The following is a 24486-nucleotide window of genomic DNA, read 5'->3' on the forward strand; positions in this document are numbered from 1 at the left end:
TGCGATCTCTGGAGAACTCACCGCCCTTGAGGCGGTCAGAGGCCGGTTTCGAGGGTCTCGAAACCGGCCTCTGGATCGTCGGCGTGCCATGGTCCCGTGCCGGCATTCGGGTTCGCCGCCGCCGGATCCGGGTCTAGGCGGGCTGGGGCGCGCGGGCGGCCCTGACGGCCTCGCGCAGGTGCTCCTCCTGCTCAGGGGACAGCGAGGTCTGGATGAGCCTGCCGCCCAGCGGCGCCATCTCCGGGACGGCCTTCTCGGGATTGCGCTTGTCGATCAGGACGAACACGGCCGCGGCGCCGGGCGGCAGGTGCTCGCCGAGATTGCGCATGAAGTCGTCGTCGATACCGGACTCGGCTGCGGAGCCCGCGGCCGCGCCGGCGGCCCCGCCGATCGCCATGCCGAGCAGCGGCATGAAGAAGATGAGCCCGATCAGCCCGCCCCATGCGGCGCCGCCGAGCGCGCCGCCTGCGACGAGGTTGCGGGCCTGATGGAGCTTGATCTTGCCGTCCTGCCTGCGCTCGACGATGACGACGTCCGCCAGCTCGATGATGTGTTCCTTGTGCAGCTGGACGAGCTTCTCGCGCGCTTGCTCGGCGTGCGGCAGGTCGTCGTAGGCCACGGCGATCAGGTCGCTCATGTTTCCCCCGTTGTGTCCCCCCTGCGGCCGGGCGCAGGAGGGTCCGTGGTCGCTGTGTGCGGCGGTTCCCGGCTTGCCGATCACCCGCGCGATCTGTCGGGATGCCCAGAAAATCCCCAATGGGTGGTTGGCCGCAAACCATGGACGATCGTCTCTTGGACCGGGATGGGGCAAAACGTGGGTTCCGATTGGCGGAAGCCGGCGGCGCACGGGGGCACGGCGTGATCGAGCCGGTGGTCGCCGGTAAGCGAATGAGGTGCGGGCTGCGCGCAGCGGCTTTCGCTCGACGGTGCCGGAGGGCTGGGGCAGGCGCGGCTTCTCAACGGCCGAAACGCGGGGCGGCATGGGCGCATCTGGGCCTTGCGGGACGAGGTCGTGGAAGAGCAGGGCGTCTGCTCTTCGCGCTCGGCCAGGTATCGGTAGGCGTCGCAGCGACTCAGGGTTCTTCGCTGCTTCTCGGCTGCGGTGGCGTTGAGTTCGGGCCTTGGCCTATGCGGCTCTGGAGACGGTTATCCAGATATGGAGGGCAGTTCTCCACAGCCTGTGGATAACCGAAGGGTCGGCGATGCCGATGAGGGCGGTGTTCCCATCGAACCCTGCCACATTGGCGTGCAGGAGTGCTGATCGCTGCGGTTGATCTGTGGCACGCTGCGAGGCCCGATTGTGGGGGGGGGGGGGGGGGGGGGGGGGGGGGGGGGGGGGGGGGGGGTAGGTCACGTGAGCTTCCTGCTGAGGATGAAGTCGAACTCGGCGTGGCGGAAGGGGGCTTGGACGCCGTTCCGCGCGGCCGTCTCCGCATCGTTCGACTCGGTGAAATCGCAGATGAGGCTTTGCTTGACCGCGAAGACCGCGTCAGAGTCCAGGTAGGGACTGCCTGCCACGAAGACGTGAGTGGTCAGCGGGGTGTGGCCCTCCGCCTGGACGATGAAATGGATGTGCGCCGGGCGGTAGGGATGGCGTCCGGCGGCCGTCAGAAGCCGTCCGACCGGTCCGTCCGTCGGGATCGGGTAATGGCTGGGCAGGACGGTCCGGAACCGGAACCGTCCTGCGGAGTCGGTGTGGAAAAGGCCGCGCCCGTTGCCGGACGGTTGGACCCCGGGCTGCTGGACGTCGTAGAACCCTTTCTCGTTGCACTGCCAGACGTCCACCTCCGCGTCAGGCAGAAGATTTCCGTCGCTACTCAGGACACTCCCGGCCACCAGGCACGGTTGTGCCTCTCCGATCAGGTCGATGCTGTCGCCAAGCGCGCGCGGGGGTGACTCGACCATGTGGAACGGGCCCAGGACGGTGCCCTCGGTGCCGTCCTCGTGCTCGTTCAGAGTCTCCACGAGCATGGAAACGCCCATGACGTCCGACAGCAGGACGAACTCCTGGCGCGTGTCGGTGCAGGTCTGGCCGACCGCGGTGAGGAACTTGATCGCTTGCTCCCATTCGCCGATCGACGGCCGCACCTCACCGACGAACGCGTGCAGGTGGCGAGTGAGGGCGTCCAGCAGTTCGCGGAGTCGCGGATCGGGAGTGTCGCGGAAACTCTCCTGGACGGCCCGCGTCGCAGTGTGCTCGTTGAAGTCCACGGATTGCCTCCCTTTCCACAACCTGTGGAAAACTCTGGCGATGGGGACGCCCCCCGTCTCAGGAGTGGTGCCCGCCGAACGGTGAGGCCGATCTTCGCGGGCCTCTCCATCCTCCGTCGCCCGCCACGAAGATCGCCCCTGACCAGGGCGGCGATCGCCGCGCCGATGATCGCGCTGACGTCCATCATTCCTCACGCCCGCGGTTCGCGCGCGCTCGAACGCCCACGTCCACGCCGTCCGGGAACCCGGCCGCTCGTCGACGCTAATCAAACTTGACTAAGTCGACCGCCCTTCCTACGCTCCGACCATGGGTGAGAAGGCGATTCCGATCTTTCCGTGCCGGTCGATAGAGCCGACCTGGGACTTCTACCGGTCGCTCGGTTTCGAGCAGACCACCTGGCAGACGCGACCCAACCCGTACCTCGCGGTCCGGCGCGGCGACGTCGAACTGCAGTTCTTCGGGTGGAAGAAACATGATCCGGCCGCGTCCATGAACATGTGCTACATCATCACGACGCAGGTGGACACCCTGTACGAGGCGTTTCGCGGCGGGCTCCGCGAGGCTCTCGGCCGGGTCCCGACCCGGGGGCTTCCCCGGCTGAGCGCAGTGCGGGACATGTCCTACGGCGTCCGGCAGTTCCTGCTCAGCGACCCGGACGGGCTTCAGCTCCGCATCGGCCAGGCCATCTCAGACGACACGCGGCATGCGCCCGTCCCGGAGGAGAAGGTGGCCCGGGCCTTCCACATGGCCGCGCTCCTGGGCGAGTCGAAGGGGGACCATCGCGCCGCTGCCCGGATCCTCGATCGGCTGCTGCGGTCGGCTGAGGCGCTGTCCCCGTCCGAGCGGCTGAAGGCCCTGGTCCTGCGCGCCGACGCGGCCGCCCACCTGGAGGAGTGGCCTCGCGTCCGCGCCCTCACGGCCGAGGCCCGCGCGATCGACCTGCCCGACCCGTCCGAGCTGGGCGACGACCTCGGCCGCCTGGCCGACCTCGAAGCCGCCGTCCCCGTCGACGATCCGACCGCACCGCCCAGAGGCACGCCCTGACCGGATTCCGTGCGGGTGAAAACGCGGGTGGCGGGACCTGACGACGTTGATCGCCCCGCGGCGGCCGCCGGGCCGGCCGCCGGTGCGGGCCGAGACGAGGCTCAGCCTCGTGCTGCCCTCGACGGGTGCGCTGTTGGGGACGCGGCTGGGGATTGCTGTGGGCAACGCTGTCCACCGGTGCGGTGAGGTTGTGGAGGGATTTTGCCCACAGGCTGTGAACGGGGTGTGGAGAATGTCGGCGCAGAGTGGGTTCTCCTGCTGGTCAGCGGCTTTTCCACGACGTGGACAACTCGGCGCGCGGGTTGGGGGCGGGCTGGGGAAGAATGTGGACGCGGAGTCGCGTGGCCGTACCCAGGTTGTGCACGAGGGTTATCCACAGGCTGTGGATTATGTGGACGGACGGGCGACCTCGGTCATGATGGGAAGGGTGGCGGCCGACGTGCCGTCCGGACCGTGGAAAGCCCGGTTGTTCTGGGGATCCGCCTGTGGACGCGTCCCCGGAAAGCCCTGCTGCGACGACGGGGGAGGTGTGCGCAACGGTTACCCACAGCTTGTGGATAACACCTTCTGGAGCTCCCCGGCGGATGTGACATCTCGCCTGATCTCCTGATCTGGCGCGGCGGGCGGGCCGGCTCCTGCTCAGACGAGCACCACCGGGTCTGGGCAGGTCGGTGAGCATGTCGGCGGCGTCCCCCGGAACGCGACGAACCGGGGTTCGGGCCTCGTGGATCGTGACGGCTGCAAGAAAGAGCGGCCCTCGTACGCACGGGTACGAGGGCCGGTTGTAGAGGCGGTGCCGGGAGGGGGCTCCGCCGGGTGGCGGGTGCTTACGCCGCTACTGCCGTCACGACGGAGGCGATGAAGATCCACCACCAGTGCCACGCCTGGTCCAGGGCGTACCGCCCCGTCCCCAGCACGGTGTTGTCGTCCTTGCCGTCGCGCGGGGCGCCGAGCCGGTAGAAGGACCCCACGTCCTCTCCCTTGAGCCCCTGGAGTTTGTCGACGAGTTCGGCCAGGCGCTCCAGGGTGGTCCGACGGTCGGCCCAGTAGTGGGTGACCGCCGAGACCAGTTGTCCGAGGGTGAAGCTGAACAGCGAGATCCGCAGGTCGAAGAGCGCCCACATCATGCCGACGATCAGCGAAGTGCAAACGGTGTAGGACACAACGTGCCGAAGGCATGCCAGGCGCCCCTTCCACATGTGGGCGCCGTGCAGACCCTTGTCCCTGTCCTGGGCCTTGGTCTGGACCCAGTGGTCGCCGACGTTGTGCGCGATGAGCATCGAAACCAGCACGACCACGAAGGTCAGGGCAGTGACGATCTTGTCCGGAGACATGTTCACCTCACGGTGTCTGAGTTGTCGGCCCGGGAAGACCCGGGCGGCCGGCTCCGAGCGCCGGATGATCAATACCGTTTCACAGGAGTGCCCGACTCGTGGCCGGACCGCCGCGCGATGGGGGCCGCAGCAGAGGGGCTGACGGTGCCTGCGGGGCCGCGGGTGTGATCGGGATGAGGTCGGGGGTGCTTTTTCGTTGGTCTGGTCATGACCCGCCCTACTCGGCTCGGCGCCACGGAGGCGAGTGTCGCGCCACGCCCGGCGGCACAGTGGATTTCGCGCTCCGATCGGCCCGAAGGCCAAGCCGGGCCGTGCGGGAAGGCCGCTCCGACCTGCGAACATCTGTTCGAACGCGTGCTACCCTCGCCGCATGGGGCAGTTGCTGAACGAGCCGATCCGAGCCGAGCACGACCCGGCGGGACGGCTCACCGCGTACGAGTGGCGAGGGACGCGCTACGCGGTGGACGCGGTGCTGAAGACCTACGGCTCGGCCCAGGAGGGCAGGGTCTACCGGTTCCGGGTCACCGGCGCGGAGGGCGTTGCCGTCGTGGAGCTCGGTCGTGACGAGGACCGCTGGCGGCTCCGGCACGTCTTCTCGGCCTGACCGGCGCCCGGATGGCGGGGTCCCGCTCGACGCCCGGGGAGCCGACCGGACACTGTGGACGCGTGTGGGCGGCATCCAGGGCGCGCCGCTCGATCTGCTGACGGCCCGCATCGGCCGCCGGCACTACGCGCCGCACACCCACGACGAGTACGCGATCGGCGTCACCGTCGACGGCTTGGAGACGATGATCTACCGGGGCGAGAGGATCTACTCGCCGGCCGGCAGCGTCGTCGTGATCGAGCCGGGCGAGGCGCACACCGGTGGTCCGGCGCGTCCGGAGGGCTTCGCGTACCTGTGTCTCTACCCCGCCGCCGAACTGCTGGGCGCGGCGACGACCGCGGAGCCCGGCCCGGTCCTGGCCGCACCGCACTTCGCGAGCCCGATCGTCGACGACCGGGGGCTCGGTGAGGCGCTGCGCATCGCCCACCATGCCCTGAGGCTCGGCGCCGACCCGCTTGAGGGCGAGTCACGGCTGCTCGGCGTGCTGGGCGCGCTCGTCCGGCGGCACGCGGCGTCCGGCCCGAAGGCGGTCCCGGCCCACCGCCGGACCGAGGCCGGACGCATCGCGAGCACGGTCGCGACCCGCCTTTCCGACGAACTGCTCGCCCCGCCGACGCTCGCCGAAGTCGCCACCGACCTGGGGCTGTCGCGTTACCAGCTGCTGCGCGCCTTCCGGGACGCGATGGGCATGCCGCCGTACGCGTGGCTCGCCCAGCACCGGGTGGCCCGCGCTCGGGCGCTGCTCGACGCGGGACACCGTCCGGCCGAGGCGGCGACACTCGTCGGGTTCGCCGACCAGGCGCATCTCACCCGCTGGTTCCGCCGCGTGCTGGGCGTCACCCCGGGCGTTTACCGCAACAGCGTTCAAGACAGCACATCTCGCCGGCCCTCATTCTGAGCGTCCGCCGGGTCGAATCCCGGGTGCCAGGCCGATCGCGAACGCGCCCGCTCCATGAGGCTCTGGGCGCGGGGGCGGCGGTCGAGAACGGAGGTCGGGTTGAGTCGCCGCGGCTGGATGCTGTTCGCGTTGATGAGCGTGCTGTGGGGCATCCCCTATCTGTTGATCAAGGTGGCGGTCGAGAGCGTCTCGGTCCCCATGGTGGTGTTCGCCCGCACCGCGCTGGGCGCGCTCGTCCTGCTGCCGCTGGCGCTCAGGGCCGGGCGGCTGGGCGCGGTCCGCCGCCACTGGCGCCCGCTCCTGGCGTTCACCGCGGTGGAGATCCTCGGTCCGTGGGCGCTGCTGTCGGACGCCGAGAACCGGCTGACCAGCTCCATGACGGGGCTGCTCATCGCCGCCGTCCCCATCATCGGCGTGGTGCTCGCCCGGTTCACCGGGGACGCCGAGCGGCTCGGGCCGCTCCGGTGGGCGGGACTGCTGGTCGGCCTGGCCGGTGTCGGCGTGCTCGCCGGGCCGCACCTCGGCGGCGGCAGCGCGCAAGCGATCGGCGAGGTCATGCTGGTCGCGGTCGGGTACGCGATCGCCCCGATGATCGCCACCCGGCGCCTCCAGGACCTGCCGAGCCTGCACCTGGCCGCGTTCTCGCTGACGATCGCCGCACTCGCCTACACCGGCCCGGCCGTCGCCACCTGGCCGGGCGCCATGCCCGGCGGACGCGTCCTCGCCGCACTCATCGCCCTCGGCCTGGTCTGCACCGCGCTGGCGTTCATCGTGTTCTTCGAGCTCATCCGGGAGGTCGGCACCTCCCGGGGCATGGTGTTCACCTACGTGAACCCGGCCGTGGCGGTCGCGGGCGGCGTCGCCCTGCTCGGCGAGCCCCTCACCGGGACGATCGTCGCGTCCTTCGTGCTGATCCTCGGCGGCTCCGTCCTCGCCACCGCGCGCCGCTCCCCGGCGCCCGCTCCCGCAGCACCCCCGCCTGGCGACAGCAGCACCGCCCACGCCCCCGAACCCACCGCCCCCGAACCCACCGCCCCCGAACCCACCGCCCCCGAGCATTGACCCTGCCCGACCACCCGGTCCTACCGGTGCCGGGTGTCGGGGTCAGCGAAGGGTGGCGATGAACTTGCCGGGCTTGCCGAGGTTCCCGGCCGGGTCGATCGCGCGGTACTCGATGGTGTGACGGCCCTTCCCGAGCCTGCCGTAGGTGAGGCTGTCGATGATCGTGCCGTTCTCGGTGAACAGCCAGGGAGCGGACGAGTCGGTCGGCCAGCCGAAGTAGTTGAACCAGCCGTCGCCGTCCACGCGGAACTCGGAGACGACCACGCCTGGACGGTCGTCCGCGCCGGCGAGCCGCATGGTGAAGGGGCCGTCGAATACGTATTCGGGCGTCCGCCCTGGACGGACCCGGCTCTGTGCCGCCTTGGACAGTTCGTACGCCACTGTCGGCGCCTGCGCGTCGATCGTCCAAGTGCGGGTGTTGGAGCCGACCCGTGCGACGAGCGTGTGCGTGCCCTTCGCCAAGCGGAACCGTCCGAGATCGATGTCTCGGTCGCCGCCGCGTACACGGCGCCCGTCCAGTACCCAATTCACCTTGGGCACACTCTGCACCGGGTGGGTCGTCTCCACATAGACGACGGAATCGCCGCCTACTGGCTTGTCAGTCGGCGTGGACGATGTGAAGTCGACAGGCACGTTCTCAGGCGCGGTGGTCACGCCGGTGTCGACCGTCCATGTGCGCACCTGCGTGAGTGCGGCGGACGACCGGATGGCCGGATCCCGGACGAAGCCGGTGGGGTCGGTGACCGTCGCCTCGACCGTGTGGGTGCCCTTCCGTAGGTGCAGCCTGGACAGGTCGAGGTTCGCGCCTCGTCCAACTGTCTTCCGATCGACCGTCCATGCGATGGACAACGGGTGACCGGTCGGATGCATCGTTTCGACCCACAGCACACGGTCGTCGCCCACCGGCGCGTTCGTGGGCGTGTTCGCCTGGACGAGGTTGACCTTGCCTGAGATCCGCTGGGTCATCCGTTCACGCGCGACCTGGTCGTAGTAGTAGCCAAGCGTCTTCATCATGGAGTGCTGGCTGGGCCTCCACACGCCCTTACTTGAGTAGAGGCCACCCTCGAACCGTCCGATGGTGCCCCCGGCCTCGCTCCGTTCACCGAGCCATCGCCACCACTTCTGCTTCTGCGCCTGCATCTCCTTCTCGGTCAGAAGCGTGTGATGGATGGAGCCGGGCTCCGGACCGGTGTACGTCCCACCAGGGACGCCCCGCTGGTAGTAGTCGTACTCGTCGTCCAGCCCACCCAGCGAGTGGCCGAGCTCGTGCGGCGCGATGAGGGCCGACATGGCGTTCCCACCGGACGCCGTCGCATAGGCGCCGCCTGCACCGCCATAGGTGTCGCTGTTGGCGAGCGCGAGGATCTGACGATTTCCTACAGTCGTGCCTTGGACGAGGTCCGCGTAGGTCTTGGCGGCCGCAGAGTCCATGACGAGCAGACGCTGGATGCCGTCCTCTCTACAGCCGCTCCAGAAGGCCATGTTCAACGGCGTCGTGCGACGAGGCGAGGACAGCGCCGGGTCACAGCTCACGCCGGACTCGCCGGACGGAGTCTCCACCGCGTACACGTTGATGTAGCTGCGATACGACTTGAACGGCTCGATCGTCCACAGGTCGTTGAGGTGCTTGGCGAGGTGCGCGCGGAACTTCGGCATGTCCGCCGCCGTGTAGCCGTCGCCCAGCACCACGAGGTTGAAGCGCTTCGCGGGGTCGCCGGTGACCTGCACCGGCACCACGGTCGCCTCCGCGGGTCCGGCCGCCCGCGCGGGCACCGACACCAGCGAGAGGGCGGCCGCCGCCGCCGTCCCGATCACGATCTTCCTGCCCGTCCGCATGGCGCAGACCCTCCTCGCGCGGGGGCGCGCGGCAGGCGGAATGCTGCCCGTACGCTGCGCCGGCTCGTCCCGCTGATCAAGCGGGCCCGCCCGGATTATCGCTGGAAGATCCCGATTTGTCGCTACCGCTTGCCGCGCTGTCCGTCCGCGAGGCCCTGCGAGATCCGGTGCCCGCCCGCGCGCCGCTGCACGGCCGCCGACAGGACGGGCGCGACCCCGCCGATCCGCGCGCCGATCCTCAGCCCGAGCGGCGCGACGTCGATCTCCGCGATGTCGCGCTCGACGGCCCGGACGGTCGCGCGCGCCACGTCCCGGGGCGACCGCGTCCCGACCCCCTTCGGCAGGGTCACGCCGGCCTCGGCGAACATGCCCGCGTCCCGGATGAAGCCGGGGAAGACCGTCGAGACGCCGACGCCGTGCGGGCGCAGGTCCTCGCGCAGCGCCAGGGCAAATCCCCGCATACCGAACTTCGTCGCGTTGTAGAGGGACGCGTGCCCGGACGCCGTCTTGCCGGACAGCGACGACACGAAGACCAGGTGGCCGCGGCCACGATCGGCCATCTGCGCGGCGGCGAGCTTCGCCATCACGATCGGCGCCCGCAGGTTCACGTCGAGCGCCCGGTCGATCTCCCCGATCGCGTACTCGGAGAGCAGCCCGGACGCCGGCAGCGCCGCGTTCGCGACCAGCAAGTCCACCCGGCCCGCCTCGTCCAGGAGGCTCTCGGCCGTCGCCCGATCCGCCAGGTCGGCGACGATGGCGCGGCCGCCGAGCCGCTCGGCCAGCGGTTCCAGGACGTCGGCCCGGCGCCCCGTCAGCACCAGCCGGGCGCCGCGACCGGCGAGGGCCCTCGCCAGTGCCTGACCGATCCCGCCGGTCGCGCCGGTCAGCAGGACGTTCGCTCCGCGCAGATCCATGCCGCGATGATGGCGGATCACATTCCGATGCGCCACAGCAGCAGGATGATCGACGAGAGCACCAGACCGGCGGTGCCGAGCGGCACGTCGCCCAACGCGATCACGGCCGCGCACGCCGTGGCGGTCAGCCCCGCGACCAGCACCAGCCCGCGGCCCCCGGACGGCCGCTCGTCCGGTACGTCCGGCTCCAGTTCGTGCTCCCAGCGCCGGAAGTCGTCTTCTGCCATCGGCACTCCCGAAGGTCGTCCACCCGGATTATGCGGCTGTTCCGGCGTTCCGACGAGAGGGTGAAATGCGAGGCTTCTTTGATTGTGTCGTCCGGTGAGGGGCCCTTCGGTGCTGATCGCCCGGCCGCGGTTGCTAGGCTGCGGAGAGCCTGGGGGAAGCAGACACTGATGAGCCGTTCCCGGGTTCTGACTTGATAGTCGAAGGTGAAGGGGTCCCACCGTGAAGAAGCTGCTCGTCCTCGCCGTCGTCGCACTCGGTGGCTTCGCCGTCTGGCGCAAGCTCCAGCAGGACCGCGCCGAGCTGGACCTGTGGACCGAGGCCACGTCGTCCGACAACTGACACGCCGGCGACAGGCCCCGGCGTGAACGAGGCAGAGCCGATCACCGTCGCCTGCCTCGATCTCGCCGGGACCACCGTCGCGGACGGCGACGCCGTCGAGTCCGCCTTCGCCGAGGCGATCGCCACCCTGGGGATCGTCTCCGGCACGGCGTCCTACGGTCGTGCCCTCGCCCGTTTCCGCGACGCGCGCGGCGAATCGAAGATCGGCATCTTCCGCTCGCTCTTCGACGAGCCCCGCGCCCAGGTCGCGCATCTCGCGTTCGAGCGGTCCTATCACGACCTGATCGACCGGCGCGGCCTCACACCCGTACCCGGCGCCGACGACGCCCTCGGGCGGCTGCGCGGCGCCGGTGTCCGCGTGTGCCTGCTCACCGGTTTCGGCCGCGGCACGCAGGCCCGCGTCCTCGACACCCTCGGCTGGTGGGACCGCGCCGACCTGACCCTCTGCCCCGAGGACGTCCCCCGCGGCCGACCGTGGCCCGACCTCGTCCTGACCGCGGCCCTGCGCCTCGGCGTGGACGACGTTCGCCAGATCGCCGTCTGCGGTGACACGGCAGGCGACATGCTCTGCGGCCGCCGCTCCGGCGCGTCCATCGTCGCCGGCGTCCTCACCGGCGCCCACGACCACGACCGCCTCCTCGCCGCCGGCGCCACCCACATCCTCCCCACCGTCGCAGCCCTCCCCGACCTCATCCTCCGCACCCCCGCCAACGCCCACCACGGGTAGCGGACCTGCGAGGGGGACGACCACCCGCGTTGCCGGTATCGCCGCGCAGACGGCCTGCACACGCCTCGTCGTAGGGCTGCCGCACCCGGCGACGAACCGCCGCGTAGCCTCGCCGCTCAGGCGCTAATCGCCGACGACGCTGATCTGGACGGGGCGCATCCCGTCCGACGCTGATCGCCCTGACCTGCACGGTCGGACATTCGTGAGGCCGCTCTCCCGGGTTGTGCAGCCGCCGGCGGCCGGATCATCCACCGGTACGCCCAGCTCCCGGCGCCCCTCACTCAACTGGCCGATTCTGGGACGCTCCGCACCCCCACGGCGGTAGTGCATGGCACGCGGGCCCCAGAGTGCGCGAGGGGACCTCATATCGCCGCGCGGACGGCCTCGGCGATGAGCTCCATCTGGTCGGTCTGGACGTCGAGGGACGGCGCGGCGATACGGCAGACGAGGTGTTCCGCGCCTGCGTCCGTGTATCGGGCCAGCGTGGCGGCTACCTTCTCGGCCGGGCCGGCGACGATCGCCTGGATGGTCCGCACCGTTTCGTACGGAAGGCCGTAGGTCGCCCGGCAGTACGAGTCGAGCCGCCGTTCCAGTCCCTCCGCTTCATCGCTGATCAACACCGTGACGAACAGCGCCGGGGTGACCGCGTCCGCGGGCCGGTCCGCCGACGCGGCCGAGGACAGCACCGACGCGCTCCCGGCTCGGTAGTCGGCGGGGTCGGGCGGATAGGGCAGCCATCCGTCGTAGAGCCGTCCGGCCCGCTCCAACGCGGACGGGCTCGCCCCGCCCAGCCAGATCGGCGGCCCGCCCGGCCGGTAGGAACGTGTGGATTCAGGTAGTTCGTCGAAGTGCAGCACTTTTCCATGGAAAGCACGCTCGCCCGACCACAGCGCCCGCCATAGGGCCACCGTGTCGTCCAACCGTCCGAACCGGCGCTCCCACGGCACCCCGGACACCGCGTACTCGATCTCCGACCGTCCGGGGAAGCCCGCACCCACGGTGACGATCAGGCGCCCCGCGGACAAGTGATCGATGGAGGCGAGCGCCTGAGCCGTCATCACCGGACGGCGGAAGGCGGGCAGGAGGGTGGCCGTCCCCAGAGTGACGCGTTCGGTCGCCGACGAGAGGGCGGCGAGCATGGCCAGCGGCTCGATCCGCGGGCCGAGCAGGGTGTCGTTGGCCCATACCGAGTCGTAGCCCAGTCGTTCGGCCCGGACGGCGAAGTCGACCAATCGGCGGGCGTTGTCCCACTGAGCCCGGTTGGTGGGGAGCAAGATCCCGAGTCTCGTGTCCATGGGAGAGGATCGTGGCCTCCTCCATGAAAGACAACAATTCCCTCGAAGGCATGACCTGCCCGGCGAGCTGGAGGGGGGTGGACTTCATCCAAGCTCTGCGCCCGGCCAGACGCCGTCCCCTTACGGCCGCGCTCGCCGCGCGACGAGATGCACCTGACGACGTTCGCGACCGCCCTCGGCGCCACCCCGTGGCGGAACTGAAACTGGAGGCTTACCTCCCTGCCGACGCGGCCATGGCACCGCTCCTGGACGGCTGCCGCGCATCGCGTCGAGAAAGCGCCAGGCGCCGAGGCCCCCACGGAGCGCCCAACCTGGAAAGCTTGCGCTCCGCCCACGGTGTACGATCGTCACCGGTCACGCCGACCAGCCGTCACCGCAGGTCAAGCAAAAGACCAGGGGCCTTAGCTCAGTTGGTAGAGCACCGGCTTTGCAAGCCGGGTGTCAGGGGTTCGAATCCCCTAGGCTCCACCTACTCAAAAGCCCAGGTCGGACGCCAAGTCCCGACCTGGGCTCTCGCCTCTCACGACCGCTTCTTCCGCTTCCGTGCCCGATCGCTTCGCCTTCTGAGTTCGGCCTTGGCCGTCGCACTCAAGGGGCGGCGGCGCTCAGGCCGCCCGGAGCGTGCGGAGTGGGCGCCGGTCACCGGACGCCCGCGCCGGCCCGCGCATCGCGCCGTGCCCGCCGGCCCCACCCCGACCGCCCACCACAGGGGCGCGCCGCCGCCTACGATCGGTCCATCTCATTGAAGGTGACCGTGACCATCCCCGTGGAACTCAAGCGCTCCTTGAAGCGGCTGCGCGAGGTGCGCGCCCGTCGACCAGCGGAGACTCAGACGCTCGCGTTCGCCGAATGGCGGGACGAGATGGCGGATGTACTCGATGAGCTGGCCCAGCGGCTCTTGTTCGAAGAGGACAGGGAGCAAGCGGCCGCAGAGGCGGAGGCTTCTCGGGCACAGGCCAACGAGATTCGCGCAAGACCTGGTTGAGCGAGCTCGAACCAGGGCTGCGCCGCCCCTGAACCCCCGCGACCCGGAGGGCACTCCCGCACGAATCTGCCTGTCACGGGGTGCGCGCCCGCCACTGGTACGCGCCGCCGTCCGTGCTCCCAGCAAAGAAAACCCGATCTGCTCCTGTGTCCTCATCGACGTGCTGAGGATGCAAAACAGTTGGGTCGGAAGCGATGCATGAGCTGCAAAAGGAGTTGGCTCCCCGCAAGATGCGGGGAGCCAAATGGTCTGCTCAGGGCGCAGATCAGCGCCCCGTGCCGCTCGCCTCCTCGGCCTCCTTCTTGGTGTCGTACGGCCCGGAGACGATCTTGTCGGTGCCGGCCTCCAGCACCCACCACTTGTTGTTCTTTCGCTTGCGGACGTGAGTTGCCACGGTGTCTTCCTCTTCGTTGCGTCCCGCCCGCACCTAGCGCGGACGGCCTATTCATGACCGTGCCCTCTCCGTATTGCCGCGCAAGCACTCGCTCTGGGGGCCAGTGCGGGGGATATCTACCGAGGCCTCATCCGACCGCTCACCGGAAGGGTGCGCCGCCGCCCTGCCGAATCGACGGAGGCTCCAAGCCCGTTCGGCGATGAGCACAGGGCGTGACTGTGGTCGAGCGCCGTTGGAGTCCTTCGGGAGTTGCCGGAAGATCGGTTGCGCGTGCGCCACTGGGGAACCCCGTGGTTCCCCAGACCCCTCCTGGCCCCGGAAGGTACTCCCGCGCGAATCTGTCTGTCGGGAGGTAAGCGCCGTTCGCGCGGAGCACCTTCCGGACAGGTTCGTTGGTCTGTTGAGGCGAATGTCCCAGGCCGGTCGAGTGTTGGGCACGCTGCCCTTCGTGCAGGTCGCGGGGAGAGGTGCGCCGGGCCATCCGTGGGCCATTAGGCAGGGTGATCAGGGGGCAAGAGCGGTCACTTGGGGATCGAGGTTCGCCGAGGTGGGATGCCTCACGGGGATTGATCTCGCAGATTTGCAATCCCCTAGGCTCCAGGCACCCAAAAGCCCAGGTCGGACACCATGTTCCGACCTGGGCTCTTGTCCCTCACGACCGCTTCTTTCGTGCCCGATCACTTCGCCTTCTTGAGTTAAGCCTTTGCAGTCGCACCCAAGGGGCGGCGGGGTCCAGCCCCTGGCCGCTCGGAGCGGGCGGGGTGGGCGGCGGTCAGCGGGCGGCCGCGCCGGGCGCGGGTCGTGTTGTCTCTGGTCCGTTCACCAGGTGCCGGCGGTCGCAGGGTCGCGCCGCCTCGTCATTGATCGAAGGAGGTGTCGCGCTTCACCCCCGCCTTGTGAAGCGCGGCATGGGCACGAAACCGAATGCGGTCGCACTGACGCCGCTCCTCAGTGGGAGTGCCATCAGCGCACACGCAGCGAACTGCCAACCACTCCAGGTCCTCCGGACTCAACCAGACGGCCACCCGACCCAGGTTCGCCTCATGTTCGGGATCAGTTGGCTCTGGTGGTCTCGGCATGGCGCGAGCCTAGAACGTCCCGACGCGCAGAAGCGCCACCGGCGGGGGCACTCCGGCTCCGGGAAGTGGGGGCGGTGCCCGTGATGGTCGCCGTGGGGTGAAGTTCAGGCGGGAGGGCCTTGCTGGTCACCCAGTGGGCCGCCGTCACCGCTCATGTCAGTCAGTTCGATGCTTCAGGCATCGTCCGGCAGCGCGTAGAAGCTGAGCGGTTCATAATCTTCCCGCCGTGGTCCAGGTGCTCCGTGGGCACGTCCTGATCATCGCAGCGCGGGCGGGTGTGCCCGCTGCGTGCCCGCTGAGAGGTGATCAACGGGGACAGGCGGCAGCCACCGCCACCGGGCAACGACCAACGCGCCCGGCCCGGCTCCGCCGGATCGCTGACGGCCTGCGTCCCGAAATTCTTCGAAGAACATCGGGAGGCGGTGTCGGATCGGGGCGGTGGTGTTCGTAGCCGGGGTGAGGCCGCCCACGAGGGGCGGCGCCAACGCAAGGAAACGCGATCATGAAGCTGACGACCGTCACTCAGGTCACCATCGATGGAGTGATGCAGGGAAACGGCGGCGCGTCGGACGAGGACCGCAGGAACGGGTTCGAGCGCGGCGGATGGGCCCTGGGGAAGGGCGACAACGAGACCAGGACGTTCATCAACCAGACCTACCAGCGCGCCAAGGCGTTCCTGTTCGGGCGGCGGACCTACGAGCTGTTCGCCGGTTCATGGGGGACCTTTACGGTCCAGGACGCCCCTGGCTGGGAGTCCGTCGTGGAAGCGTTGAACACACGGCCCAAGTACGTGGCGTCGACCACGCTCACGGATGCGCCGTGGTCGGACACGACCGTTCTGTCCGGAGACGTCGCGGCCGCCGTCCGGGAGTTGAAGGCCGAGCCGGGGGGTGAGGTGCAGGTGCACGGCAGTGGCATCCTGACCCGGTGGCTGCTGGAGAACGATCTGGTCGACGAGATGACTCTGATCACCGTCCCGGTGGTGCTCGGCCAGGGCGCGCGGCTGTTCCCGGACGCGGGCCCGGATCTCGCGTTCGACCTGGTCGAGTCGCGCGTCGACTCCAAGGGCGTGACGATCCAGGTCCTGCGGCCTGCCGGGCGTCCGCAGTACGCGCCAACGGCTTGAAGTCGCTGGCCACCGAACCACGCCGTCTCGGCACCACAGGAGATGATCTTCAAATGCGATACCTGGTTTCCGTGATCGATGACAAGAGCGAGCCCGGCAGCACGGACAGGGAGCCTGCCATCAGCGCGTTCAACGAACGGCTGATCGCCGAGGGCCACTGGGTCTTCGCGGGCGGCCTCGCGGACACCGACGCGGCCACGGTCGTCGACAACCGCGGCGAGCAGGCGGTGTTCAGCGACGGGCCTTTCGTGGAGTCGAAGGAGTACCTCGCCGGCGTCTGGGTGTGGGAGGCCCCCGATCTCGATGTGGCGCTCAAGCTCGCCGCCGAGGCGTCGAAGGTCTGCGATCGGAAGATCGAGGTGCGGCCGTTCCGATGAGCGATGTCGAGGAGGCGGTCACCCGGGCCCACCGCGAGGAGTGGGCCCGGGTGGTCGCCTCTCTGACCAGGCGCTTCGGTGATCTCGACATCGCCGAGGAGGCGGCGGCCGAGGCGTTCGCGATCGCCGTGCAGCGGTGGCCGGCCGACGGTGTACCGCCCAACCCCGGTGCCTGGCTGACCACCACCGCCAACCGCAAGGCCATAGACCGGATCCGGCGCGAGAACAAGCGCGACGACAAGCACAAGGAGGCTCAGATGGTGTATGACGACGACCCGCCCGAGCCTGTCGGCGCCATCGACGACGACCGGCTCCGGCTGATCTTCACCTGCTGCCACCCGGCGCTGGCGATGCAGACCCGCGTGGCGCTGACGCTGCGGATGGTCGGCGGTCTGACCGTGCCCGAGATCGCCCGCGCCCACCTGGTGGCCGAGACCGCCATGGAGCGGCGGATCACCCGCGCGAAGGCCAAGATCAAGGCGGCTCGCATCCCGTATCGGGTGCCGGCCGCGGAGGATCTCCCGGCACGCGTGTCCGGCGTGCTCGCCGTCCTGTTCCTGGTGTTCAACGAGGGCTACCTGGCCACCGGCCCCGACACCGGTCCCCTACGTCACGACCTGACCGCCGAGGCGATCCGGCTCACTCGCCTGATCCGCGCGCTGTTGCCGGGCGACGGTGAGGTGGCCGGGCTGCTGGCGCTGATGCTCCTCACCGAGGCTCGCCGCACCGCCCGGGTCTCGGCCGGGGGCGAACTGGTCCCCCTGGCCGAGCAGGACCGCGGGGCATGGGACGCGATGCTGATCGCCGAGGGGCACCGGCTGGTGCGCGAGCGCCTCGCCGCTGCCGCCGCCGGGACCGCTCCGGGCCGCTACCAGATCCTCGCGGCGATCAACGCCGTGCACACCTCTGCCCGCGACATCCGCGACACCGACTGGTCGCAGGTCGTCGCCCTCTACGACCAGCTCGTCCGCCTCGACCCCTCGCCGGTCGTCGTCCTCAACCGGGCCGTCGCGGTCGCCGAGCTCGACGGACCGGAGGTGGCACTGGCGGCCGTCGACCGTCTTGGGGACAGGCTGGCCGGCTATCACGCCTACCACGCCACCCGCGCCGACCTGCTGCGCCGGCTGCACCGCGGTCATGAGTCCCGCGAGGCGTACGACAGAGCCATCGAACTGGCCGGCAACACCGCCGAGACCGCCTACCTGACCCGCCGCCGCGACCAACTGCGGTAGCCACGGATCCCGGTCGACCACCCCGCGAGCAGCGGCGGCCGACCCGGGGCGCTCTGCCGATGCATTCCGCAACCCGTCGCGCCGGCGCGACGGTTTCGCTTCGTTCGAGCTTCGAATGCCAGGTCGCGACGCCTACCTCGCCACCGGCATGCCGTCCGGCGCGCGCCTGCCCGGCAGCGCCGTGGACGACCCCAAGGCCAAGGGCGCCTTCTGCTGATCATGCGGCACTACGACGGCGTCAACGGCTCCATCGAGTCCGGCGACAAAGTTCGCGGGGCGGTGTCGGATCGGGGGCGGGGTGTTCGTAGCAGGGGTGTGAGGCCGCCCACGAGGGGCCGGCCCTGAAGAGCAGGGAAGCACGATCATGAAACTGGCGACCAGGACACGGGTGCCGCGATGACGACCATGACGACGACCACGACGTCCACGACGTCCACCCGTCCGAAGTCCTCCCGGTCGATGTGGGCGATCCTGGCGCTGGTGCTGCTCGCCGACGCCCTGGACGTGATCGACGCGACCGTCACCAACATCGCCGCGCCCACCATCGCCGACGAGCTGCACGGCGGCCAGGGCCTGATCAAATGGTTGGGCACGGCGTACATGCTCGCCATGGGCGTGCTGCTCATGGTCGGCGGCCGGCTGGGCGACAGGTACGGGCAGCGCAGGCTCTTCCTGATCGGGATGGCCGGCTTCACGGTCGCCTCGGCGACGGCGGGCGTGGCCCCCGACCCCGCACTGCTGATCGTGGCCCGGGTGGCGCAGGGGGCCTTCGGTGCCCTGCTGATCCCGCAGGGCATGGGGATCATGACGAAGACGTTCTCGCGCGAAATGCTCACCAAGGCGTTCGGGCTGTTCGGCCCGCTGCTGGGAGTGGCCACCATCGGCGGCCCGGTACTGGCCGGCCTCATCGTCAGCGCCGACCTGTTCGGCCTTTCCTGGCGCCCGATCTTCCTGATCAACCTGGTCCTGGGCGTGGTCGGTCTGGCGGTGGCGGTCAGGATCCTCCCCCGCGACGACGGCGACCACTCCACGGTCGTCGACGGGTGGGGCTCGGGCCTGCTCGCCGGCGCGATGTTCGGCCTGCTGTACGGCCTGATCGAGGGCTCCACCAGCGGCTGGACCACGATCCCGATCGCCTCGATCGTCGCCGGCCTGGCCTTCTTCGCCGCCTTCGCCCACCGCCAGTCGACCGCCGCCGACCCGTTGCTCGAACCGTCCCTGCTGCGCAACCGAGGCTTCACCTCCGGCCTGCTCGTCGGGCTCATCGTCTTCGCCGCCACGATCGGACTGGTCTACGTGCTGTCGCTGTACCTGCAGGAGGGCCTGCACGCCTCCCCGCGCGGCGCGGCGCTGGCCCTGCTGCCGCTGACCCTGGGCATCATCGCCTCCGCGTTCGCCGCCATGGGCGGCCTGATCGCCAAGCTGGGCCGCGCCCTGGTCTTCGTCGGCCTGGCCATCGTGCTGGCCGGCTGCGGCTGGGTGCTCGCCCTGGTCATGGCCTCGGGCACCGGCCCCGGCCTGGGGGCGCTCACCCCGGCGTTCTTCGTGATCGGTCTCGGGCTGGGCTGCTGCTACGGCACGATCTTCGACGTCGCCCTGGGCGACATCAACCCCGACGAGGCCGGCAGCGCCAGCGGCTCGCTGAGCTCAGTGCAGCAGCTCGCCGCCGGAACAGGATCGGCCGCGGTCACCTCGATCTTCTTCCAGGCCGCGAACTCCGGCTTCGACCACGCCATGAAGATCAGCCTGATCGTCGTCCTGGGCTTGGTCGCCCTCAGCATCCCGCTCGTCACCCTGATGCCCCGCAGAGCCCTGAAAGAGGCCCGGAACTGACCAGGGCCACCCCCCAGCTCGCATGCAGAACCGCCTCCCGGGATTTCCAGGGCCCCGGCCCAGCGCCGAACCGTCAAATCGGCATGACGGTACGTCTGCGGGGCCGGGGCTGCGGTTTCCGGATCTGTGTTGCGGCCGTCACCAGGTGTTTCGGCGACGCCGGGGGGCTGGGAAACGCCTTGGACGATGGGGCGTCCGGCACTAGCGGAACCCTCCTGGCCGCCGTAGGGTTCACCGCGTGATCAAATTTGGAGGGCGCGTGCTGCGCCTGGCCGCTGTCATGCTTCCCGCGTTGACGCTGACGACCGTGTTGGCGTCCACTTCGCCGGCGAGCGCGGCGGGCCCGTCATGCGGGTCGAGGTACGCCCTGCGCAGTACCCATTCGATTTACGTGAACTCCAAGGTCCGCGGGTATCTCAAGGTCTACTACAACTCCTCCAACGGCTATAACTGCGCACTGGCCGTCCGCAAGGGCTCGACGTCGCTCTACAGCATCAGGCTCAAGCTCTGCGTCTACAACGCGGCCAGGACCAAGTACGGCAGCTGCAAGTACGACGGTTACAGCAAGCGGAACCATTGGTACTCCGGGCCGCTTTACGTCTACGCCCGCAATCGGTGCCTGTACGTCAATGCCTTCATCAACACCGACGGCGTGCACAAGGGGGAGCTGACCGGCAGGAAGGTTCACTGCGGCTGACTGGCGCCCGACCTCGGTCGCCCAGCCTGCGCCGCGCGACCGTCCGACGGCCGACCACATGCTCACTACATCTTTCTGAGGCGTGGTCCGGTGGTGATGCCGCCGGGCCACATTCGACGCTCGAAAGGTCCTTGCCCCGGGGCGACGTGGGGCGAGGCGTACCCCGCCGATGTGGAAACTCCGTGGGACTGCGACGACATGCGCCACATCATCCGTCCTGCCAACGAGGCTTATGGAACCGGTCCCTCCGCGCAAACGCGGAGGGGCCGGTCTGTTGATCAGCCGCTCAACCGGCCCGGCCCCCGCGGGGGCCGGGGCCCGTCGGAACTAGCAGCTGTGTCCGTCACACAGTGAGCAGTACGACACCTGGCAGAACATGCAGGTGACCTGCACGTGTCCGGGCCTGTCGCACGCCTGGACGATCGGAGGCGCCTCGGTGGTCACGAAAGCGACCGCCGAGCCCCCGGTACCGGGGAAGAGCGGAAGCGTTCCGATGGTCACGGAGGCGACTGTCGACCGCCCGGTACTAAGTGAACAATCAGGCGCTCCCATGAGCGGAGTGCCCGTGTGTGCGTTAGCCATTTATATCAACCACCTTGTTTTCTTGTTTCAGCCCCGGAGACCTCCGGGCAGGCACCGGGATGAACCGGGCCCAAAGAAGACCGTGCGGGTTCGGGGCTGTTACGCAAGGTATTGAGTGAGCTGAAATCCCAGCAGGGGCCGGCACCTTGCCCTCGCGTGAATCGGGCAGACCGGGGGCCTGCCCGGGAATCCGCAACACTTTTTCCGCACGAGACCGCGTATCTGTAATGGGATCAGCGAACTTTTCGCAGGGAGTCCCCAGCCATGGCGGGACGGTCTGCGAACTGCTCGGCTCTATGCGTTGCCGGATGACAGAGACGAACGGCAACGGCCGCCCACCGAGGCAGCCGCTCGTGCCGAATGAGGCATGGAACGCTCGTGCGAAGCGCTGGAGTCGGAGCCGCCCGGATCCAGGCAAGAGCAAGAGCAACGCAGCAGGGGGTGTGCTTCGTTGACTTGGGGTTGGGCTCGCGGTCTGGGTGTTCGGTGGGCGGGGTGTGGATGGTTCTGAGTGGGGCCAAGCGTGAGTACCGGGAGGTGCTTGAGGCGTTTGCCGGCTTGGACGAGGTGGTCCGAGGCCCGGCTGGATGGGATGCATCAGGAGGCACACGCTGAGGTACTCGCCATCGCGGCGGAGCGACGCGGGGGATGATTCGCGGTACGGCGGGGCTACGCCGGTTGCGAGCGGGCGTGCCCGTACTGGGCCAGGGCGTGGAAGGCGGCTTTGGGTTCCCAGGGCATGTCCGGGTAGGCGGTGCCCTTGCGGTCGTCGGGGAGGACCTTGACGATGCCGAAGGACGCCCTGTCGAAGTCGTGGGCGTCGGTGTCGGCGTGGGGCAGGTCGTAGCGGGCGAAGGTGTAGACGAAGGCCGCGTCGATGCCCGAGGTTTCGAAGGTGCCGAGGAGTTCGCGCAGGTAGTCGGCCTGTTCCTGCTCGTCGCGGACGACCGGGCGGGTGAAGCGGGCGGGGCGGGCCTGGTCGTTCCACTCGATGACCTCGTCGCCCCGGCTCGCGATGGCGGCGGCGCCGCGGTAGGACGCGCAGCCGAACTCGGTGACCGCCGCGGGCCTGCCGTGGGCGGTCAGGGCCCGCAGCCCGGCGGGGAGTTGGTCGGCGTTCTGCGCGTCGCGGTAGCCGGCGTCGGTGGCGACCATGTCGAACGGTGTCCAGTCGACGCCTTCGAACGGCAGCGAGGCGTAGCCGACGCGGCCGCCGAACTCGGCCCGCACGGCTGCGACGGCCTTGTCGAGGAAGGCGTTGATCGCGGCGGGCAGGGTGGCCAGCACGGGCCGGAGTTGCTCCGGGTCGGACAGGACGGCGACTCTTTCCTGGAGGGTGTCGCCCGGGAGGAAGCCGGCGGTGCAGATGGAGATCTCCGAGCCGGTGAGGAAGACCACCTCGGCGCCGTCGCGGCGCAGCCGCTCCGCCCGGGCGGCGCTGTCGGTGAGGAAGTCGAGCAGTTCGTCCTGGGTGAGTCCGTTGGTGAACGGGCAGTACCAGACTTCGAGTCCGGCCTCGGCGGCGAGGTGGGCGGCCGTCTCCAGCCGGTCGCGGTCGCCGCCGGTGATCCGGACGGCGTCGCAGCGCAGGTCGGTGCGGATGATGTCCATCTCGCGGCGCACGGTGGCCGGGTCGAAGGGCTCGCGGGTGGTGGTTCCCGCGCTGGTGAATCCCGTGTCGAAGTTGATGCCGAGGGCGCGCATGGCCGTTCCTTCGAGTCGTAGTTACGGTACGCACCGTACCCTATAGCTGATTCTGTTTGCCGCTGGTGAGGTTGGTCTGGAGTACGCTTCGTACCCTGGCGGATGAAGGGGCTGCATGGCTGAGGGTGGCGGGTCGCGGCGGCGGGGGGCCGCGCTGGAGGAGGCGATCCTGCGGGCGGCGGCCGAGGTGCTGCGGGAGTCCGGTGCCGGTGGCCTGACCATGGACGAGGTCGCCCGGCGGGCCGGTACGAACAAGAACGCGATCTACCGGCGGTGGCCGAACCGCGTCGCGCTCGGTGTCGCCGCGTACCGCCGGCTGGCCGACGCGGAGATCACGGTCCCGGACACCGGCTCGCTGCGCGACGACGCTCTGGACCTGCTGCGTCGCGCGAACAGCACGTGGTCGTCGCCGTACGGGGAGATCCTGCGCGGACTGATCGCGGCGGCCGGGGGCGCGCCGGAACTGCTCGCCGAGCTGCGGGACGGCGGCGGCGGCGCCTACGAGGCGGCGTGGCTGACGGTGCTCGGCCGGGCGGTCGCCCGTGGTGAGGCCGTGGCCGAGGCGCTGCATCCGCGGGTCGCGTCCACGCCGGTGGCGCTGCTGCGCAGCGAGTACATGACGCGGGGCGTCCCGGCCGTGCCGGACGGCGTTCTCGTCGAGATCGTGGAGGAGGTCTTCCTGCCGCTGGTCCGGGGGCGCGCCACCTTCAGTCCACGAGGTTCTTGATTCCGCGGGCCGAGAGCTAGTTCTCCCCGGTCGACGAACGTCATGGACGGGTCGTAGGGCCGGCTGAATGCCACGGAGCCGTGGGTTCAGTGGCCCGCGGTCAGAAGTCCTCGATCATCCTCCGAAGGTGTCGCGGGGTCGGTGGACGCCCGGACGACGAGGCTGGGAGGCAGGCGCTCAGCCGGGGCCGTTCCTCCGGCGAGCAGTTCGACGAGCAGGTCGAGGGCACGTGCGCCCATTTCGCGCATGGGCGAGCGGACGCTGGTGAGGGGGATGGGCAGTTCCGCCGCGAGGGGGGTGTCGTTGTAGCCGGCGACGGCGACGTCCCGGCCGGGGCGCAGGCCCTGGTCGCGCAGGACGCCGAGCGCGCCGATGGCCGCGAAGTCGTTGACGGCGAACAGGGCCGTGGGCCGGGGGTCATGGCGCAGGAGGCGCGCGGCGGCGGCTCGGCCGCCGGCGGCGTCGAAACCGGAGTGGACGACGTGGGAGCCGGGCACGGGGAAGCCCGCCTCCCGGTACCGGTCGACGAAGCCGGCGGTGCGGTCGGCGCCGGTGCTGGCGAAGGGCTCGCCCGCGATGACGCCCACCCGCCGGTGGCCGAGGGCGAGCAGGTGGTCGGCGACCAGGCGTCCGCCGAGACGGTCGTCGCAGGTGACGGACGGGTGGCGGCCGGCGTGCCGGCTGACCAGGACGAACGGGACGCGCCGCTCGGCGATCTCGTCGAGGAAGGCGGCGCCGGTGTGCGCGTCGCCGAAGACCAGGCCGTCGACGTGCCGGGACAGCGCCAGTTCGGTGCGCGCCCGCTGCTGCTCCGGCCGGTCGTGGCTGTTCATGACGAAGGTGGTGAGGCCGTGCCGGGCGGCGGCGTCCTCGATGCCCTCGTAGATCGTGGCGAGCACCAGGTCGGACAGCCGGGGGACCAGGACGCCGACGAGGTTGCTGCGCTGGGTGCGCAGGCTGGTGGCGTGCGGGTTGGGGCGGTAGTCCAGCCGGGCGGCCCAGCGCCGGATCTCCTCGGCGGTCTCGTGGGATGCGGCGCGCTGGGCGTCCTCGGGGGAGCCGTTGAGCACCCGGGAGGCGGTGGAGACGTCGACGCCCGCCGCCTGCGCGATGGTCCGCAGCGTCGCGGGCCGCTGCCGGTCGTTGCGGGCCACCTCGTCCGCCTTCCTGCCGTCGTGCCCTTGACAGGGCTGCCGTCCGGTGTCTTTTATACAACCCAAACGTTTGACCCAATCGTTTGGGTCACTGAAGATTCCA

General features: G+C 69.9%; 23 protein-coding genes and 1 tRNA gene. 14 read left to right on the forward strand and 10 right to left on the reverse strand.

Translation table 11 applies throughout. The features are described 5' to 3' along the window. Positions 1 to 133: 133 nt before the first annotated feature. Together CHC11_RS07485 and CHC11_RS07490 are read right to left on the reverse strand one after the other, a co-directional pair. Positions 134 to 637: a DUF1269 domain-containing protein gene (locus tag CHC11_RS07485; RefSeq protein WP_089310819.1), complete on the reverse strand. Its 504-nt coding sequence runs from the start codon at positions 635 to 637 to the stop codon at positions 134 to 136. A 713-nt stretch (positions 638 to 1350) separates the two neighbouring features. After that, a complete protein-coding gene (locus CHC11_RS07490) occupies positions 1351 to 2211 on the reverse strand; it encodes a dioxygenase family protein (RefSeq protein WP_089310820.1) in 861 nt (286 codons plus the stop codon). A 307-nt stretch (positions 2212 to 2518) separates the two neighbouring features. On the opposite strand from CHC11_RS07490, the gene CHC11_RS07495 reads away from it, so the two are divergent. Further along, positions 2519 to 3256, forward strand: coding sequence for a bleomycin resistance protein (locus CHC11_RS07495; RefSeq protein WP_089310821.1), 738 nt, complete (start codon positions 2519 to 2521; stop codon positions 3254 to 3256). A gap of 827 nt (positions 3257 to 4083) precedes the next feature. Here the strand turns inward: CHC11_RS07495 and CHC11_RS07500 are convergent. After that, entirely contained in the window at positions 4084 to 4590 is a 507-nt protein-coding gene (locus tag CHC11_RS07500) for a DUF3307 domain-containing protein (protein ID WP_089310822.1), read from the reverse strand. Between the two features lie 370 nt (positions 4591 to 4960). On the opposite strand from CHC11_RS07500, the gene CHC11_RS07505 reads away from it, so the two are divergent. From CHC11_RS07505 to CHC11_RS07515, 3 genes are all read left to right on the forward strand, one after another. Beyond that, a complete protein-coding gene (locus tag CHC11_RS07505) occupies positions 4961 to 5194 on the forward strand; it encodes a hypothetical protein (RefSeq protein WP_089310823.1) in 234 nt (77 codons plus the stop codon). 64 nt (positions 5195 to 5258) lie between these two features. Then, on the forward strand, positions 5259 to 6092 hold the full coding sequence (locus CHC11_RS07510) for a helix-turn-helix transcriptional regulator (RefSeq protein WP_245918868.1): 834 nt from the start codon (positions 5259 to 5261) through the stop codon (positions 6090 to 6092). 99 nt (positions 6093 to 6191) lie between these two features. Continuing rightward, a complete protein-coding gene (locus tag CHC11_RS07515; RefSeq protein WP_089310825.1) occupies positions 6192 to 7154 on the forward strand; it encodes a DMT family transporter in 963 nt (320 codons plus the stop codon). Between the two features lie 42 nt (positions 7155 to 7196). On the opposite strand, the gene CHC11_RS07520 is transcribed toward CHC11_RS07515, so the two are convergent. From CHC11_RS07520 to CHC11_RS07530, 3 genes are all read right to left on the reverse strand, one after another. Beyond that, complete coding sequence (locus CHC11_RS07520) at positions 7197 to 8990, reverse strand: M64 family metallopeptidase (protein ID WP_089310826.1); 1794 nt, start codon at positions 8988 to 8990, stop codon at positions 7197 to 7199. 122 nt (positions 8991 to 9112) lie between these two features. Next, positions 9113 to 9904 (reverse strand): SDR family NAD(P)-dependent oxidoreductase, encoded by a 792-nt coding sequence (locus tag CHC11_RS07525; protein ID WP_089310827.1) that lies wholly within the window; start codon positions 9902 to 9904, stop codon positions 9113 to 9115. A 17-nt stretch (positions 9905 to 9921) separates the two neighbouring features. After that, positions 9922 to 10131 carry a hypothetical protein gene (locus tag CHC11_RS07530; protein WP_143226962.1) on the reverse strand — a complete coding sequence of 70 codons (210 nt, stop codon included), beginning with the start codon at positions 10129 to 10131 and terminating at the stop codon, positions 9922 to 9924. A gap of 220 nt (positions 10132 to 10351) precedes the next feature. Between CHC11_RS07530 and CHC11_RS42005 the strand changes: the two genes are divergently transcribed. Together CHC11_RS42005 and CHC11_RS07535 are read left to right on the forward strand one after the other, a co-directional pair. Then, complete coding sequence (locus CHC11_RS42005) at positions 10352 to 10471, forward strand: DLW-39 family protein (protein WP_021592723.1); 120 nt, start codon at positions 10352 to 10354, stop codon at positions 10469 to 10471. A gap of 22 nt (positions 10472 to 10493) precedes the next feature. After that, on the forward strand, positions 10494 to 11198 hold the full coding sequence (locus tag CHC11_RS07535) for an HAD family hydrolase (RefSeq protein ID WP_089310829.1): 705 nt from the start codon (positions 10494 to 10496) through the stop codon (positions 11196 to 11198). A gap of 362 nt (positions 11199 to 11560) precedes the next feature. Here CHC11_RS07535 and CHC11_RS07540 read toward each other — a convergent pair whose 3' ends face one another. Then, the gene (locus CHC11_RS07540; protein WP_089310830.1) at positions 11561 to 12493 is read right to left on the reverse strand and encodes an LLM class flavin-dependent oxidoreductase; all 933 of its coding nucleotides are present in this window, start codon (positions 12491 to 12493) and stop codon (positions 11561 to 11563) included. Between the two features lie 395 nt (positions 12494 to 12888). On the opposite strand from CHC11_RS07540, the gene CHC11_RS07545 reads away from it, so the two are divergent. Both CHC11_RS07545 and CHC11_RS07550 read left to right on the forward strand, forming a co-directional pair. Continuing rightward, positions 12889 to 12961, forward strand: a tRNA-Ala gene (locus CHC11_RS07545). 286 nt (positions 12962 to 13247) lie between these two features. Beyond that, positions 13248 to 13478, forward strand: coding sequence for a hypothetical protein (locus tag CHC11_RS07550; RefSeq protein ID WP_089310831.1), 231 nt, complete (start codon positions 13248 to 13250; stop codon positions 13476 to 13478). Positions 13479 to 13743: 265 nt separating this feature from the next. On the opposite strand, the gene CHC11_RS43325 is transcribed toward CHC11_RS07550, so the two are convergent. Next, on the reverse strand, positions 13744 to 13872 hold the full coding sequence (locus tag CHC11_RS43325; protein WP_281258286.1) for a hypothetical protein: 129 nt from the start codon (positions 13870 to 13872) through the stop codon (positions 13744 to 13746). A 1581-nt stretch (positions 13873 to 15453) separates the two neighbouring features. Here CHC11_RS43325 and CHC11_RS07560 point away from each other — a divergent pair. From CHC11_RS07560 to CHC11_RS07580, 5 genes are all read left to right on the forward strand, one after another. After that, positions 15454 to 16077 (forward strand): dihydrofolate reductase family protein, encoded by a 624-nt coding sequence (locus CHC11_RS07560; protein ID WP_089310833.1) that lies wholly within the window; start codon positions 15454 to 15456, stop codon positions 16075 to 16077. Beyond that, positions 16074 to 16454: a YciI family protein gene (locus CHC11_RS07565; RefSeq protein WP_218825962.1), complete on the forward strand. Its 381-nt coding sequence runs from the start codon at positions 16074 to 16076 to the stop codon at positions 16452 to 16454. Before CHC11_RS07560 ends, CHC11_RS07565 begins: the two co-directional genes overlap by 4 nt. Beyond that, positions 16451 to 17686, forward strand: a complete 1236-nt coding sequence (locus tag CHC11_RS07570) for an RNA polymerase sigma factor (protein ID WP_089310835.1) — start codon at positions 16451 to 16453, stop codon at positions 17684 to 17686. The genes CHC11_RS07565 and CHC11_RS07570 overlap by 4 nt, the downstream gene beginning before the upstream one ends. Positions 17687 to 18082: 396 nt before the next feature. Beyond that, on the forward strand, positions 18083 to 19519 hold the full coding sequence (locus tag CHC11_RS07575) for an MFS transporter (protein WP_089310836.1): 1437 nt from the start codon (positions 18083 to 18085) through the stop codon (positions 19517 to 19519). A gap of 391 nt (positions 19520 to 19910) precedes the next feature. Next, positions 19911 to 20216, forward strand: coding sequence for a hypothetical protein (locus CHC11_RS07580; RefSeq protein ID WP_089310837.1), 306 nt, complete (start codon positions 19911 to 19913; stop codon positions 20214 to 20216). A 1251-nt stretch (positions 20217 to 21467) separates the two neighbouring features. Here CHC11_RS07580 and CHC11_RS07585 read toward each other — a convergent pair. Further along, the gene (locus CHC11_RS07585; RefSeq protein ID WP_089310838.1) at positions 21468 to 22502 is read right to left on the reverse strand and encodes a glycoside hydrolase family 113 protein; all 1035 of its coding nucleotides are present in this window, start codon (positions 22500 to 22502) and stop codon (positions 21468 to 21470) included. Between the two features lie 115 nt (positions 22503 to 22617). Here CHC11_RS07585 and CHC11_RS07590 point away from each other — a divergent pair, with 115 nt between their 5' ends. Continuing rightward, the gene (locus CHC11_RS07590) at positions 22618 to 23229 is read left to right on the forward strand and encodes a TetR/AcrR family transcriptional regulator (protein ID WP_089310839.1); all 612 of its coding nucleotides are present in this window, start codon (positions 22618 to 22620) and stop codon (positions 23227 to 23229) included. A gap of 86 nt (positions 23230 to 23315) precedes the next feature. Here CHC11_RS07590 and CHC11_RS07595 read toward each other — a convergent pair whose 3' ends face one another. After that, positions 23316 to 24383 carry a LacI family DNA-binding transcriptional regulator gene (locus CHC11_RS07595; RefSeq protein WP_089310840.1) on the reverse strand — a complete coding sequence of 356 codons (1068 nt, stop codon included), beginning with the start codon at positions 24381 to 24383 and terminating at the stop codon, positions 23316 to 23318. Positions 24384 to 24486 lie beyond the last annotated feature (103 nt).

Origin of the sequence: Actinomadura mexicana, assembly GCF_900188105.1 — a bacterium.
Lineage (GTDB): Bacteria > Actinomycetota > Actinomycetes > Streptosporangiales > Streptosporangiaceae > Spirillospora > Spirillospora mexicana.